A 15,522-nucleotide genomic window follows, 5' to 3' on the forward strand; every position below is an offset into this window, starting at 1 on the left:
CAGGCACGCCAACGCCCGAAATGTGCTGAGCGAAACGACAGATCTGCAACGCACACGTGGCCGAAGCCGCCGTCGACGAAGTGATTTCTCGCCGACATCGCTTCCGCATCCCTCGCCTCCCTCGCAGACTCGCCGCCCTCACTCGCGGTGAAACGCCTTCTTCAATTCCTGCTTCGCCGCCTGCAGCGTGCGCCGTTTGGACGCCGAGAGATTCGAGCCCGCCCGATTTTCGAAAAAGCTGATCATCGAAACCGCCGAGCGGTAAGGATTCGTCTTCCGCCGATGACTGTGTTCCGACGATCGCTTCACCGACCGCGCGATCTTCTTCGGGTCGTTGCTTTTGAAAATATCCTTCTCGAGCGTCATCGCATCGCTCGTGCGCGTGACCTTCGCCGACCACTTCCGCCCGTCGCGCGGCGTCCGACGTTTCGCCGCCCGCCGTTTCGCCGGCGCACGGCCCTTGCTCGCGGACGCACCCCGACGCGACGATGAACCGGTAGACTTTCGAGTCGTTTTCATCGGACAACTTTTCGCTCCACCGTCCTCGCGCAAGCCCGCTCCGCGCCCGACATTCCCTGATTTCCCCCCTCGGGCCGCACCTGCGATTTCTCGCCTGCTGCTTCGCTCGTTCGCCGCCTTCCTTCGCCGCCGGCACGTCGCCGCCCTCCCACTTCGCTCTCCACGCCCCCTGCGGCACCGCCTGAAAACCGTTCTCGCCAGAGCCTCTTTTTCGCGCGCAAATTTTTGCGCATGCCCACGCCCCATCCCAAAAACACCATCTGCCTCTGGTTCGATAAAGACGCGCTCGACGCCGCACGCTTTTACGCCGCCACCTTCCCCGACAGCCAAGTCACCGCCGTCCATCAGGCGCCCGGCGATTATCCGTCGGGCAAGGCGGGCGATATCCTCACGGTCGAGTTCACCGTCTGCGGCATTCCCTGTCTCGGCCTCAACGGCGGTCCGGCCTTCCCGCACTCCGAAGCCTTTTCGTTTCAAATCGCCACCGACACGCAGGAGGAAACCGATCGCTATTGGAACGCCATCGTCGCCAACGGCGGCCAGGAAAGCGCCTGCGGTTGGTGCAAAGACCGCTGGGGCCTTTCCTGGCAGATCACTCCCCGCGTGCTCACCGACGCCTTCACTGCCGGCGGCGCGGAAGCCAGACGAGCCTTCGAAGCCATGATGGAGATGGGCAAAATCGACATCGCCAAAATCGAAGCCGCCCGCCGCGGCTGAACCCTTTCGCGATGAAACGCCTCGCCCTCGTCCTGCCCCTCGCCGGCCTTGTGTTGGGCGGCTGCTCCACGCTGCCCTCGACTCGCGAAGTCATTCCCGCTTCCGGTCATATCGCCCTCGTCACCGATTTCGCGCCCACGCAAACGATGATGAGCGTGGGCACGACCGCGTTTCAGAACAAACAGTGGGACGCCGACACCGGTTTCGACGCCAACGCTGAAGCTCTCGCCGTGGCTCAGGCTTCGCTTACGCGCCAAATCAAAACTGCGAACGGCCGCGACGTCGGTTTGCCTCCGCCCTCTCCGGAGTCGGCCGCCGCCAATCCAGCTTTGGCCGAACGCCTCGCCGCGCTCGGACGCGAGTGGCAGGTCGACCTCATTCTGGTGCTTACCTCCACCGACGCGCCGGACTGGCTTTACCGCACCAGCATGCTCCTCGACGACGTGGGTCTCTATCGGCGCGAAGTATTTGGTATGAAACGGAGTCAGGTCTACGGCGTGTTTGCATTGCGCGCCTTCGACTGCCGCACTGGCCAATTCACCGCCGTCGACCGCCAGGAATCCGCTCGCGAAGTGCCCCACCTCGACTGGCACGACACCTGGTCCGCTTATTCCGCGCGCGAGCAACGTCACCTCCTGCTCGGCTGGCACGAGTTATTCAAAGACGCCATTCCGCCACTGCTCACGAAAGCCGGCCTGGCCACCGCTCCGGAGGCCCGCCAGCAGTCGGCCGCGAAGAGTTTCATCTTCGCGCCGAATCGAGCGAAGTCGTGGCTCCCCGAAGGCAACACCTTGGAAATCCCGCACGGCATCACCCGCACGCAAGCCCACCTCGCCGTGCTCAACGGCTTGAAGGCGCGTCGCTGGATGGTTGTCTCCGATGCGCCCGATCGCGTCGTCGGCGTCTATCGCGATGACAAAAAGGAAGCCGGCGTCACTGCTGTCATCAGCGATCAAACCATCACCCTCACGCCCGATGATCACGAAGTGCATTCCGACGGTTCGCGCACGCCCGCCTCCTACGAACGCTGGCAGCGCAACGTGAAGGAATCGATCTACCGCGAGCTCCTCAACGCCGACCCTGCCGAAGCTCCCGCGAGCTGATTCGTCCGCTCGACTCATGCTCGGGCCCTCCTGCTCTTCAGCTCGCTCCGCCACCCGCCGTCACCTCCACCGATGTTCCTTCCCTGGTTAAAACTCGTCCGCCCGCAGGCCCGCGGCTTGGTCTTTGCCGCCCGCTTCACTCTCGGGCTGGCGGCGGGCAGCGCCGTGTGGGCCGCTGGCATACCGCAAACTCCCGTCGCGCCCACCGACCTCGCCCTTGCTCCCTACAACACCGTGGGCGAGGTCATGACCAATACCAACAGCCCCGACGGGGCGTATCGCGGCACCGGCTTCGTCGTCGGCGAACGCGTGGTCCTTTCCGCCGCGCATGTTTTCTTTTCCCCCGAGCTGCCGGGCTGGAATCGCGGCCAGTGGTATTGGCTGCCCGGCGCCAACCCCGCGAACATCAACCGCTATGATCTCGGCGTCGCCCCGCGGTCCTTCCGCGTTCTCGCCGGTTACGCGGCCGCGGTTGACCGAACGGTCGATGCGGCCACGCAACTCGACGAGTTTAACCGCGACACGGTTGCGTTGCTCTTCTACGCCCCCGTTGACCCCGCCGGCACCGCGCCGCTGAGTTTCGACGCGCTCGCCGGCACCGGCACGTTTTCCCTCGTCGGCTATCCGGCGGAAGTCGGCGGCGCGACCGCCCTCTACGGCCGGATGTATTCCCATGGTCCCGGTGGCGTCGCCGCCACCTTTTCCGCCGAAGGTCCGGCCCAGGATTATACCGGCAACCCGATGGCCCTTTTCCGCTCGCCCGATTTGATCACGGGCGGCGGCCAGAGCGGCGGACCCGTTTTCCGTCTCATCGATGGAGAATGGCGCGCCGTGGGACTGGTGCTGGCAGGCGCTCGTGACTACAGCTATATGATCGCGCGCAGTCTCGACGCCGACACGCATGCTTTGATCGACGGAGCCAATATCGACACACAGCCCGGCATCCCCGGCCAGCTCACCCAATCGCTGCCCAACATGGCCCTCGTGGCGCCCGTCCTCCGCGACGACGGCAGTATCGTTTACGCGCTGCAGGGCGGCTCCCTGCACGCCGTCTCGGCGACCGGCACGGAACTTTGGGCCGGGCCTGTTCCCCCCTCCGAGTTTCTCGTCAAACAAATGGCGGAATCGCCCAACGGCGACATTATCGTCCTCGCCTACAATCTCGTCGTGCTCGACGGTGCGACCGGCGCCATCAAATGGAGCACCCCGGTCACCAACGCCTATGCCTTTGCCGTCGGCTCAGGTGGAGAAGTGTATGTGCAGACGCCCAACCGGCTCACCGTCATAAGCGCCGACGGTGTCCCGGGTTGGTCCGTCACCCTGCTAGGCGATGATCGAATTTCCGCCGCGCCTCCGGTGATCGGTCCCGACGGAAATATCTATATCCTTCACAACGGCCGGCTCCTGGGCTTCTCGCCGGCCGGCCGCGCGACCCTCGACTTCGCCACGCCCGGCAGCGATCTGGCGGTCGGACCCAACGGCACGCTCTATGTTTTATACAATGAACTCAACGTGCGCGCCGTCTCGCCCGCGGGTCAGCAGCTCTGGTATCGGCCCTACCACACCGCCCATGTCACCATCCTGGCCGATGGGCGGGTCTTGATGCTCGACGGCGCTGCGCCCGACCTCGTCTTTCTCTCGCCTGACGGAGTGGAGTTGAGCCGCCGACGCCTGAACACGGGTGCCTACTCCATCGCGACGGATGGTCACTCCATGATTTACACGTCCGGGTCCTACTACGTTCGCGCGACGACCTTCGATGGCGAAGAGCATTGGAGCCTCGCCCTGAACAATCGCCCCGTTTACCTGAGCCCAGCGAATCAACTTTATATCCGCACCGAGACCGCCTTGCAGGTCATCCGCACCGAGACCGGCGCGACCGCGGGGGTCTGGCAAGGCAATGGAGGCAACGATCAAGCGCGGCGTTCCGCCAACGCTCCCGCCGTCGCGCCTCAGGTCGTCCGTTCTCCCCTGAGTGCCGACGGCTACGCGGGCTTTCGCGCGGAGCTCAAGGTCATCGCCACCGGCTCTTACCCGCTCTCTTATGAATGGCGCCACGACGGCGTGATCGTCCAAAACGCGTTCGGCCCCAAGCTCGTCCTGCCGCAGGCGAGCTTTTCCGACAGCGGGAGCTACACCGTGACAATTCGCAATCGCGCGGGCGAGGTCACAAGCGCCGCCGCGAATCTCAATATCACGCAGGCCGGTTTCGGCCGGACCGTGTGGCAAAGCCCTGCCACCACGGTCGAAAGTGCCCCCGCGGTCGGCGCCAATGGCACGACGTATGTCGTCCTTTCCCAGCCCGCCGCCGGCTACAACCTCCCACAAGTCAGCCTCCTCGCGATCGATGGTTCGGGCAACGAACTCTGGCGCGCGCCGCTCGAAATCAACAACCCCGAGCACAGCCCGCCCTTGGTCGGCGACGACGGCACGATCTACGTCCCGGGGGCGGGCATCGTTTGGGCCATCTCCCCGGCGGGTGTGCTGCGATGGACCAAGACTTTCTCCACGCCGCGTTCGGGTTCCGTTCCCTACCTCGCGTTATCGCCCGATGACCGGCTCTACGTGCTCCACCGCGGTCTTTTGATGCGGCTGCGTAGCGATGGCACGGAGGAATGGTCCGTCTCCGTTCCCGTCAGCGTCCAGCCGGTCGTTCGCAGCGATGGCACGGTGATTATCTCTGGCTTCACGTTTGTCTCGCCAGCCGGCGTGGTCACTCATCCCGGCTCGGGGGGCGTTTCGCTGATCGCGCCGGGCAACCAGATTGTCGGCAACACCAGTATCTATGATTCGCAAGGCATGTTACTGTTTGCTCCGACGACCACCCTCTCCGGCAATGTGCGTCTTTTGACCACCACCGGTGACCTCGTGACCGACTCGGGCGAAATTCTTCCCCTGTTCGGCAATGTCTCGCACCGGCTCTCAAAGCCTCTCTACCCCACCAAGTGGGTGCTGGCCGATCTTGGCGACAGTCGGATTCTCCTCAACTCCTCTCCTGGCGGACTCGAGATCTGGAAGACCGATGGCACTCAAGTCATGTCGTCCGCTACGAGTGGCGACGGTGTGCTGACTCCCAAGGGGCTATTGATTGGCATGAGCCCCGTCCGGGCCACGGTCATTGGCTTCCCTCCGTCGGACGGCCCGTGGCCGCAAGCCTCGGCCGACGCCCGCCGCACCTGGCGCGCTCCCGCCCAACCCGTCTGGACGCCGCCTCCCCCAAAGTCGGTTTCGATCAGCGGAGCCTCCAGCTTTTACGTTGGTTTCCCCATTTCCCTCTCCGCGCAAGTCGATGGGGCCGGCCCGTTCGACTTCCAATGGTCGCGCGACGGCGTGCGAGTCGCCGGTCAAAGCAGCGCCACTTTTGCCATCGGCGGCCAGACCGCGGATGCCGGTCGCTACACCGTCAAGGCCATCGGCCCCACCGGCAGCGTGACGAGTTCCGCCTTCGTCGTCTCCGCCCTGCAGCCCACGGACGCGACGCCGGGCACCTACGCAGGCCTTGTGCACGACGGATCGCAGAACGAAGTTCTTCGCTACGTTTTGGTCATCGGCCCTGACCGCACCTTCCAGTTGGTGGTCGTGCGCCCCCAAGGGAATGGCCTGTCCCGCGGTAAACTTACGCCCACGGGCGATGGCGCGATCCATCTTGGACCAACGGTCAGTTTCAACTGGAACGGCACGAACTTCTCCCTCGGCTCCGGCTTTACCACCGAAACGCGCACCGGCGTCACCGGCGTCGCCCCCAACGGCCTGCCCGTCGGCCTGTACACCGGCGGCGCCGCCGACGGCAGCAACGCCCGCTCCGCCGCGTTCGTTTTTGCCGACGGCGCGATTTGGTGGGCCCACTACAACCAGTCGGGCACGTGCCAGATGCCGGACGACGCGTTGACCCTTGAAGACGCCACCTGCCACGTATCAGCCACCGCCGACGGCGTGCTTCGATTCACTCAAAGTTCCTCCAATCATTCCGGGGCGTTCAAGCCGTTCGCCGTGGTCTGGACCGGCCGCGCGCGGCAGGAGCGCCTCGCCAACCTCTCGACCCGCGGCGTCATCTCCGCCGCTTCGCCCACGCTCATTTCCGGTTTCGTGACCGCGAACGGCACCCGCGATTTGCTGCTGCGCGGCGCTGGCCCGGCTCTCTCGCCTTACTTCTCCGATCCGGCGGTTCTGCTCGCGCAGCCGCGCCTTCGCTTGATCAGCGCGCAAGGCGTGGAAATGAAACGCGCCGAAGCCTGGTGGGCATCCGTGGACAAAGATCTGCTGCGCGACACCGCGGTTCGCGTGGGCGCATTTCCTTTCGCCCCCGCCGGCGCCGATGCCGCCCTGCAATCCACGCTGAATGCCGGAGCATTCACCGCCATTCTCGAATCCGCCGGCGCATCAGGTGGGATTGCCCTCACGGAAATCTACGACGCCTCGGCCACCGCCGGCGCGCGCGTGATGAATCTCTCCACGCGTGGTTATGCCGGCTCGGACGCCGAAGCGCTCATCGGCGGATTTGTCATTCGAGGCACCGCACCACTTTCCCTGCTCGTGCGCGCCGTCGGTCCCGGTTTGGCCTCGGCGTTGGGTAACTCGGTTGTCGCCACAAATCCCCGCCTGCGCCTCTACGACCAGGCCGGAAATATGATCGCGTCCAACGAAGGCTGGGCGTTCGCGCCCTTCAGTGAAGAGGTCGCCGACACCGCCGTCCAAGTGGGTGCCTTCCCTCTTGCGCGTCTCGATGCGGCGATGCTCCTCACGCTGGAGCCCGGTGCCTACACTGCCATGATCGACGCCGGTGCCGCGCGACCCGGCATCGCGCTCTTCGAGATTTATCTTGGACCATGAAGCGCCGCTCCCTTCTCTTCGCCGCGTCCCTGCTCGTGATCGTGGCCACCGCGATCTGGTTGCGCCACTCGCCCCTTCGTCGGCCGCCGGCGATATCTCCGCGTCCGCCGGCCGTCCTTCCATCCGCGAGCCCACCGGCCCCGACGACGCCTGGCATTTCGGTCGCGCCAGCAAACCGAAGGGATGCCGACAGCCTCCTCGATCGTGCCGCCCGCGAACTGGCCGCGCTCCCCCTCGCCCAACGCCGGGCCCGCGTGCAACAACTCCTTCGCGAGCTCGCGCTACTGCCGGCCGGTCAGCGCAGCGACACGATCGTGAACTTCCTGCATACCGGCGTGGATGTGGTCCTGCCCGGCGAGTTTCTCTTGGGGCCCGGCGGCTGGCTGCGCGACTGGCCCACGTTCCGCCAGGCCCTCTTCGACTATCTCGCGCAATTCGACTCCGCGACGGCTCGGTTTGTCGCGCAGGAAATCCTCACCCATCCTCCCGCCGATCAACCCGGCCAATGGGCCCTCGCCTTGCGGGAACTCGCGCGCGGCCATCCGGCGACGGATTGGTCGCCCGTCGTCGCTTCGCGCATGGTCGATCTGCTCAACAATCCGGAGTGGGCCCGCGATGCGCCTCGCGCCTACCTGGAAGCGTTTGACGTGATCGTCGCGGGCCGTGCCACCTCTCTGCTGCCCGAGCTCAGCCGCCTGAGCGTCACCGGCGGTCACGCCACCCGCTTCGCCGCGTTTGTCAGTGCGGATCGTCTCATGCTCGCCGCGCCCGCCGCGACACTCGCCGAGCTGCAACGCACGCCCTCGCTCTTTGGCCAGCAACCGCAAATCCGCGCCGGACTTTTCGCTCGCGCCGATTTGCGCGACTCCGCGCAAACCACCGCGCTCAACGCCTACTTCGCCCGGGAAGATGTGCCCCCGGCCGAACGCAGCGCCTTCGCGGCCCTCTTTCCGCTCTACGACCTCACCGTCTCGAACAACCTTCTTACCGCCCCGACCACCCGCTCTCTGGCGGACATGCAAGCCCACGACCGACTGGCAATCGCAGCGTTGTCCACCTGGACCAGCGATCCTCATTTCGCCGCATGGCAGGACGCGTTTGCCGCCATCAACAACCGCCTTCAACAGCAACTCTCGGTCGCCAAACCCTGACGCCGAAGGGCATGCGGTAACGATTTTCACCCCATGACCGACGCCGAACTCGACGCCGCCTTTCCCCTCCCGCCCGATTCCCTCCCGCGCGCCGGCGTGCCGGCTGGCCGCCTCGACGCGTTCACCTGGAACGAGAGCCGCATCTTCCCCGGCACGGTGCGCGACTATTGGGTTTACACCCCCGCCGGCCACGACCCGACGCAGCCTGCCTGCCTGATGGTCATCAACGACGGCCTCGCGCACCATCGCCCCGACCGCCGCTGGCGCATCCCCGGCGTCCTCGACAACCTGATCCACGCGCGCGCCATCCCGCCCTGCGTCGCCGTTTTCATTGAGCCCGGCATCATTCCCGCCGCCATCCCCGGCGCCGCCCCGCGCGACAACCGCAGCTTCGAATACGACTCTCTCGGCGACCGCTACGCGCGTTTTCTCCTCGAGGAAATTCTCCCCGCCGTCGGCCAGCGTTATGCGCTCTCGCCCGATCCCGATCACCGCCTCATCATGGGCGGCAGCAGCGGCGCCTTCTGCGCGTTCAACGTCGCGTGGGAACGCCCCGATGCGTTTCGCCGCGTGCTCAGCATTGTCGGCTCCTACACCGCCATGCGCGGCGGCCACACCCTTGCGTCGCGCGTGCGCCTTGCGGAACCGAAACCTTTGCGCGTCTTCCTCGAAGGCGGCGCCGCCGATCTCGATATTTTCGCGGGCCACTGGTTCAACGGCAGCCGCGAGCTGCAGGCCGCCCTCGCCTTCGCCGGCTATGCCGTCAACCACGCCTGGGACGACCGCGCCGGCCACAACGACTACCACGGCACCGCCATCTTCCCCGCCGCCCTCCGCTGGCTCTGGCAGGATTTCCCCGCCCCGCTTTCGCGCGGCTCCGGCTCGCGCCAAGCGCTCCTCCACGTGATCAACACCGACGCTCCGTGGCGCGAACTCGCTCCCGCGGAAGCCGCCGCGCGCCTCCGCGATCTCGCCGCGCAACCCGCCGCCTACGCCGTCGAACGCGACCAAAACGCCCTCGCGTTCTCCTCGCCCGCGCCTCACGCCCGTCGGCGCGTCGCGGAAAATCTTCCCGCGCCCACCGCCGCTCGTCTCTCGCCCGACGGCGCTCAACTCGCCGTCGCCCTGCTCGACGCCGACGCGCAACTCTACACCGTCGCCGCCGACGGCGCGCTCGCGCACGGCGAAGCGCTCTTTCCGCTCCTGCGCACGAGCGATGGCCGGCTCGAGGCGCGCGCTGTCGCCGTCAGTCCGCACGGGTGGTGGATCTTCGCCACCGCGGCCGGCGTGCAACTCGCCCTGACCAACGGCCTCATCGCCGGCCTCGTCCCGCTGCCCGAAAACCTCCCCGCGACCGCGGTCGCCTTTGCCGGCGCGGACGCCACCGAACTCCTCGCCGCCTCCGGCGCGCGCGTCTTCACCCGCCCGATCCGCCAGCCTGCGAGCCTTTGGCTGTAAACGCGCCGCCTGCGCCAACAGCACCGCGTTCCGCACGGGCCTTTCTCTTCGGCCGCTAACGTCCTCGTCGGTCTCTCGCGCGCTGCCCGACGCTCGAGCGTGCCTGCGCGCCGGGCCTCACGCAGTCCGCACCGCCGGCTTCGGCCGCGCTTTGCTCACTCGCGCTTTTTCGCCGCCACCCACGCGCCCACTTCCTCGGCCAGCACGTCGAGCGGCACGTTGCCGCCCTTCAGCACGGCGTTGTGAAATTCCTTCAGCGAGAACTTCGCCCCGAGCTCCGCCTTCGCGTTTTCGCGCAACTCCACGATCTTCAACTGGCCGATCATATACGAGCACGCCTGCCCCGGCCACACGACGTAACGCTCCACCTCTGCCGCCGGAATGCCGAAGTCGATCGCCTGCTGCCGCGTCCATTTCATCGCGTGCAATCCCGTGTCCACCACGAGCCGGCGCGCCCGAAACAGTTGCTGGCTCAGGTAGCCGAGCCGTCCCTTCGGATCGCCGTCATACCAACCGCTCTCGTCCGCCAGTCGCTCCGCGTAGAGCGCCCAACCCTCGCCATACGCCGAGATAAATCCGAACACGCCGAGCTTCCGGAAGCGCGGCAGTTCCGTCGACTCCTGTTGCACCGTGAGCTGGAAATGATGCCCCGGCACCGCCTCGTGATAACTCAGCGAACGCATCGACAACACCTTGAACGTCGGCCCCGGCAGCGGCAGCCAGTAGATGCCCGGTTGCGTGCCATCGGGCGCCGGCGGCGTGTAGTGCGCCGCCGCGGAGTTTTCCGTCAACGCCGGCTCGCGACGCACGACCACCGGCGCGAGCGGCCGCACGTCAAACAGCGCCGCGCTCCGCTTCTCCGCGTCCCGCACGGTGCGCTCGTTGCGCGCCAGCAACGCCGGCCGCGGGTCGGGCTCCGCCGCCGGTTGTTCCGCCGCCTGCAACTGCTGGTAACGCGCTTCCACCGTGCCGTCGCTGTAACCCAGCGAGCGCAGAATCTTGTCCATCTCGCCCTCGATGCGCGCGACTTCCCGCTGGCCGATCACGTGGACTTGGTCGGGCGAAAGATTCGTCGTCGTATAGGTGCGCAGCGCCTGCGCATACGCCTCGTCGCCGTTCGGCAAGCGGCTGATGCCCGCCTCGTCCGTCGTTTCCGGCAACTGCGCCGCGAGCAGACTCCGCACGCGCGCGTAAGCCGGAATGATCTCGTCGCGCACGACCTTTCCCGCTGTCGCCAGATAACGCGCCCGCTCCGGTTGCGACACCGCGTCACCCAGCGCGGCGATGCGCTCATCCAACGAATGCACAAACACATTCTCGCGCGGCGGCGGCGCGAGGAAGCCATCGAGTTGCGCGATCGTGCGCTCCACGATGAAACGCGGCGGACGGATGCCCGCCTCTCCCGCCGCCCGCGCCTCGGCGATCCCTTCGTCGATCAACGGCGCCACGCGTCGCAACCGCACCAGATAGTTTTCGATGTCCGCCTTCTGGCGGATGGGATGCGTCTGCGTGAGAAAATCGATGAGCTCGAGCTGCAGCCCTTTGAATTGCTCGAAGATGAATTGCTGCGGCGCGAACTGCGCTTGCGCGATCACGTCCTCCAACGCCCATTGGATCAGCGCCGCCGACGTCTGCTCGGCCGGCGTGAGGCTCTCGCGCGGGAAACGGCGCAACGCCGTGAGGCCTTCCTGCGCGAGCAACGCGTGCTGATTCGCCGCCGTGAGCCCATACGTCGTGCCCCACGAGCCCGCCATCGCCATCTCCCGATCGAGCGCCGCCTGTTCCGCTCCGGAAAAATATTGCGTGCGCGTCGCAAGCTGCGGATTCGCCCGCACCCACGCATCGGTGAACGACGTGCTCCACGTCTCGAACTCCGGGTTGGCAAACACACGGCCCGCGAGCAATGCGAGAAAGACACAACCGAGCAAACGGCTAAGCGTGGTAAATTTCATGGGGTAAAATTCAAAAGCCCATCCGCCCGCCGCGCCCCCGCGATCAATCCTTCAAACCGCCGGAGCTGCTGATCAGTCGTCATGAGCCAAGCGCCGCAACGTGTCCGGCCACCGCGCCGCTGACGAGGAGATTCAACCGCTGCACGCGCCAGCCCACGCCAGTCTCCGCACACCATCGCAACGCCGATCGGCTTAACCGAAAGACTCGCCGGCGCTCCGTTCGCGAACTCCTCGGAAACGCTCTCTGCACACGCGAAGTTTGACGCCGCTCCCTCGTCGCCGCTGAGTGCGTCAGCCCGCCGCATCCCGCCCCCCTTTTCTCCCCATGAAATCCCACGCTGTCGTTTTCACCGGCCCCAACCAAGTCGCGTATCAGGAGATCAACTCTCCCGAGCCCGGACCCGAAGACGTGGTCGTCGAGCTGCATCATTCCTGGATCAGCAACGGCACCGAGGGCTCGTTCCTCCGCGGTGAACGCCTCTCCGGCGACGTCGCGTGGCAGCCCGGCGATCCCGCGCCGTTTCCGATGGTGGCCGGTTATCAAAAAGTCGGCCGCATCACCCACGTCGGCGCCGCCGCGCCCGGCTTCGCGATCGGCGATTGGGTCTTCGCCTCGATGAGCCGCGTGGAAGGCATGTTCGACAACCAGTTTGCCGGCCACGTCTCGCCCAGCGTCTGCGATCACCGCGCGGTGCAACGGCTCCCGGCCGGTGCCAATCCCCTCGCGTTCTCCGGACTCGTGCTCACGCAGGTCGGCTTCAACTGCGGCTCGCGTTCGCCCGTCGCAGCCGGCCAGGTCGCCGTCGTGATGGGCGACGGCCTCGTCGGCCAATGGTCCGGGCAGACCCTCGCCGCGCGCGGCGCCAAAGTCGTCCTTGTCGGCCGCCACGAAGACCGCCTCGCACGCTTCCGCCGCTTCGGTTCGGTCGTCCGCGCCGGTGCCGATTACGGCGTGCCCGCGGTGCAGGCCCTCGGACTCGGCCCGGTGAACTTCCTCATCGAAACCGTCGGCGATGTGAACGTGCTCCACCGTTACCTGCCGCTGATGGCGCGCAACAGCCACATGGTTATCGCCGGTTTCTACAAACCCTCCGGCGACGTGAATTTGCAGGCGGCGCTCCAGACATTTCGCAATTACGAGATCTCGTTCGATCTCGCGTCGGGCGCCACGCGCGAACGCCTCGACGAAACGCTCCGCTGGATCGCCGACGGCCGCCTCGACCCGCTGTGCTGCCTCTCACACCGCTTCCCGGTCGAACAAGCCGCCGACGCGTGGCGCCTGATCGAAACCAAACGCGAACCCGTGCTCGGCGTCGTCCTCGACTGGCCCGCCTCGCGCCGCGCGTGAATCCATTCTCCGCTCTCTTCGAGCTGCCGCCGTGCCGCCACCGCTTCGCGTTAAGAGGAAGGCCGGCTGCCGCGAATCACGCGAACGCTCGCGAATTCCGAGGCCGTTTTCTCGTTTCGCATCATTCGTGTCATTCGTGGCTAAAACGAACGGCGAGGTTGGGGTGTAGTCCGCATGCGGACGGGCGGTGAGCACTCATTTTCCAGACCAGTGGGTTCGCGGGCGCGTCACTCGCGCGGCCGATCACTCGCGGGACCGCCCGTGCGCCAACGCCCCCGCCCGCCGCCCTCGTTGACTTCGCCGTTTTTCTCCCGCGAAGTTTCCCGCGTCGCTGCCACGACCGCCCGCCTTCACCTGTTCGCTCCCGCACTCTACCCCGCGCCCTTTCTCCCATGACCCTTCCCGCTCGCATGAAATTGCTGCAGATCGAAGCCCCCGGCCACGCCGCCTGGAAAGACGCGCCACTCCCCCAACCCGCCGCCGGCGAAGTGTTGATTCGCGTGCTCGGCGTCTCGACGTGTCCGCACTGGGATATGCACATCTTCGACGGTCAGCCGATGTTTCCCGGCATGAAGCTGGAGTATCCCTACCTGCCCGGCCAGCCCGGCCACGAGGCCATGGGCGAAGTCGTCGCGTTGGGCGCCGACGTGACAAAACTCCGCGTCGGCGACCACGTCGTCGCGTGGCGCGACACCGGCAAACCGCGCCGCGGATTCTACGCGCAGTTCAACACGTTTCACGAAAACGATCTCCTCGTCCTCCCGGCCACGCTCTCCCCCGCCGCGGTCGCCTCGCTCGAACTCGCGATGTGCGTCGAAGTCTCGTTTCAACAACTCGCCGCACTCGGCGGCCCGCTCGGCCGCATCGGCTTGAGCGGCCTCGGTCCCGCCGGCCTCGTCGCCGTGCAACTCGCGAAAGCCCACGGCGCTTCCGAAGTAATCGCGTTCGACCCCGTCGCCGAACGCCGCGCCCTCGCCCTCACCCTCGGCGCCGACCGTGCCCTCGCGCCCGACGCCGCGCAGTGGCCCGCCTCGCGCCAGAGCGACGCGCTGGATAACGCCATCGACCTCACCGGCGTCCCGCCGGCGATCGAGTTTCTCATGGATCGCACGCGCCGCTGCGTGACGCTCTTCGGCGTGTTGCGCGAGCAAGTCCGGTTCGGCACCCAGCACCTCTTTGGTCCCGGCCTCATCCTCAGCGGCTACGGCGATCACAACCGCGCCGCCGCCGAAACCGCCCTGCGCTTCATCGTCGAAGGCAAACTGCACCTCGCCCCGCTCATCACCCAAACCATGCCATTCACGCGCTACGCCGAGGCGGTGGATCTTCTCCGCCGCAAGCAGGCCATTAAGATCCTCTTCGACCCCTGGGCGTAACGCCCCGCGAGTTCGCTCGTCGCACGGCACCGCACGCCGCACTTCGCGCTGACTACCGGCCTCGCCCGCCCGTGCGCCATCATCGCCCATGAAGTCGTTCCTCGGCGTCCTCTGCCTCTTGATCCTCCATCCGCTGGTCTGGGCGGGCACCGCGCAGGAATTGCTCGGCGGAAAGCGCGTCCTGATTCTCGGCGACAGCATCACGCAGCGCGGCGACTACGTCACGTTTCTCGAATATTATCTGGATCGGTCCGCGGATTTCACGCCCGCCAACATCCTCAGCATCGGACTCTCCAGCGAAACCGTATCCGGTCTGTCCGAAGCCGGTCCGTGGCCGCGACCGTGCGTGCTGGAGCGCCTCCCGCGCGCACTCGCGGCCTTCAAACCCGCGGTGGTGCTCGCCTGCTACGGGATGAACGACGGCGTTTACGCGCCCGCCTCCGCCGCCCATCTCGCCGCGTTCCTCGACGGTCTGCACCGGCTCATTGCGCAAGTGCGCGCCGCTGGCGCGCAGGTGGTGTTGATCACACCGCCGCCCTTTGATCACGTGCCCGTTTCCGCGCGCGGAGGCGAGACTTCGGAAGGCCCGTTCAGTTATCGCCACCCTTATTTCGGCTACGATGAGACGCTCACCGACTTCACGAAGGCCATGCGCAAGCTGATCGCGCCAGGCGTGCGCGTGATCGACCTGCACACCCCGATGCGCGCCGCTGTGACGACGCGCCAATCCGCGGAGCCGGCGTTCAGCTTCACGCGCGACGGCGTTCATCCCGACCTCGCCGGCCATCTGCTCATGGCACGCATCATCGCTGCGGGCCTGGGCCTCGCCACGCCCGACGGCGACCTTTCCGCGGAGCTGCGCCGGATCGAGGCCGATCCGCTTTATCCGCTCGTCCGCGACCGTCGCGAGTTGCGCTCAGAAGCGTGGCTGCCGTTCATTGGTTACACGCGCGAAGCTACCTTCAAAACCGCCTCTGTCACCGCCGCGGAACGCGTTGCCGCGCGGTTGGCCGACGAAATCGCCCAGCGCCAACGCACCCACTGAGCGGCCGCCCGTCGGCGTTGATT

10 protein-coding genes are annotated in these 15,522 nt (G+C 66.5%); 8 read left to right on the forward strand and 2 right to left on the reverse strand.

Annotated elements, in window-relative coordinates; translation table 11 throughout:
- Positions 1–138: 138 nt before the first annotated feature.
- Positions 139–519, reverse strand: a complete 381-nt coding sequence (locus K0B96_RS14260) for a DUF3175 domain-containing protein (protein WP_220161552.1) — start codon at positions 517–519, stop codon at positions 139–141.
- A gap of 231 nt (positions 520–750) precedes the next feature.
- On the opposite strand from K0B96_RS14260, the gene K0B96_RS14265 reads away from it, so the two are divergent.
- The 5 genes from K0B96_RS14265 (at position 751) to K0B96_RS14285 (ending at position 9,778) form a co-directional block, all read left to right on the forward strand.
- Positions 751–1,236 (forward strand): VOC family protein, encoded by a 486-nt coding sequence (locus K0B96_RS14265; protein WP_220161553.1) that lies wholly within the window; start codon positions 751–753, stop codon positions 1,234–1,236.
- Positions 1,237–1,247: 11 nt separating this feature from the next.
- Positions 1,248–2,339, forward strand: coding sequence for a hypothetical protein (locus tag K0B96_RS14270; protein WP_220161554.1), 1,092 nt, complete (start codon positions 1,248–1,250; stop codon positions 2,337–2,339).
- A 72-nt stretch (positions 2,340–2,411) separates the two neighbouring features.
- Positions 2,412–7,169 carry an outer membrane protein assembly factor BamB family protein gene (locus tag K0B96_RS14275; RefSeq protein ID WP_220161555.1) on the forward strand — a complete coding sequence of 1,586 codons (4,758 nt, stop codon included), beginning with the start codon at positions 2,412–2,414 and terminating at the stop codon, positions 7,167–7,169.
- Positions 7,166–8,320, forward strand: coding sequence for a hypothetical protein (locus K0B96_RS14280; RefSeq protein WP_220161556.1), 1,155 nt, complete (start codon positions 7,166–7,168; stop codon positions 8,318–8,320). Before K0B96_RS14275 ends, K0B96_RS14280 begins: the two co-directional genes overlap by 4 nt.
- Before the next feature lie 33 nt (positions 8,321–8,353).
- On the forward strand, positions 8,354–9,778 hold the full coding sequence (locus K0B96_RS14285) for an alpha/beta hydrolase-fold protein (RefSeq protein ID WP_220161557.1): 1,425 nt from the start codon (positions 8,354–8,356) through the stop codon (positions 9,776–9,778).
- 155 nt (positions 9,779–9,933) lie between these two features.
- On the opposite strand, the gene K0B96_RS14290 is transcribed toward K0B96_RS14285, so the two are convergent.
- Positions 9,934–11,730, reverse strand: a complete 1,797-nt coding sequence (locus tag K0B96_RS14290; RefSeq protein ID WP_220161558.1) for a DUF885 domain-containing protein — start codon at positions 11,728–11,730, stop codon at positions 9,934–9,936.
- A 325-nt stretch (positions 11,731–12,055) separates the two neighbouring features.
- On the opposite strand from K0B96_RS14290, the gene K0B96_RS14295 reads away from it, so the two are divergent.
- The 3 genes from K0B96_RS14295 to K0B96_RS14305 all read left to right on the forward strand — a co-directional run bounded on the left by K0B96_RS14295 (position 12,056) and on the right by K0B96_RS14305 (position 15,499).
- Positions 12,056–13,078 carry a zinc-binding dehydrogenase gene (locus K0B96_RS14295; protein WP_220161559.1) on the forward strand — a complete coding sequence of 341 codons (1,023 nt, stop codon included), beginning with the start codon at positions 12,056–12,058 and terminating at the stop codon, positions 13,076–13,078.
- Positions 13,079–13,470: 392 nt separating this feature from the next.
- On the forward strand, positions 13,471–14,454 hold the full coding sequence (locus K0B96_RS14300; protein ID WP_220161560.1) for a zinc-dependent alcohol dehydrogenase: 984 nt from the start codon (positions 13,471–13,473) through the stop codon (positions 14,452–14,454).
- Between the two features lie 88 nt (positions 14,455–14,542).
- Positions 14,543–15,499: an SGNH/GDSL hydrolase family protein gene (locus tag K0B96_RS14305; protein ID WP_220161561.1), complete on the forward strand. Its 957-nt coding sequence runs from the start codon at positions 14,543–14,545 to the stop codon at positions 15,497–15,499.
- Positions 15,500–15,522: the final 23 nt, after the last annotated feature.

This window comes from Horticoccus luteus, from assembly GCF_019464535.1.
Classification (GTDB): Bacteria; Verrucomicrobiota; Verrucomicrobiia; order Opitutales; family Opitutaceae; genus Horticoccus; species Horticoccus luteus.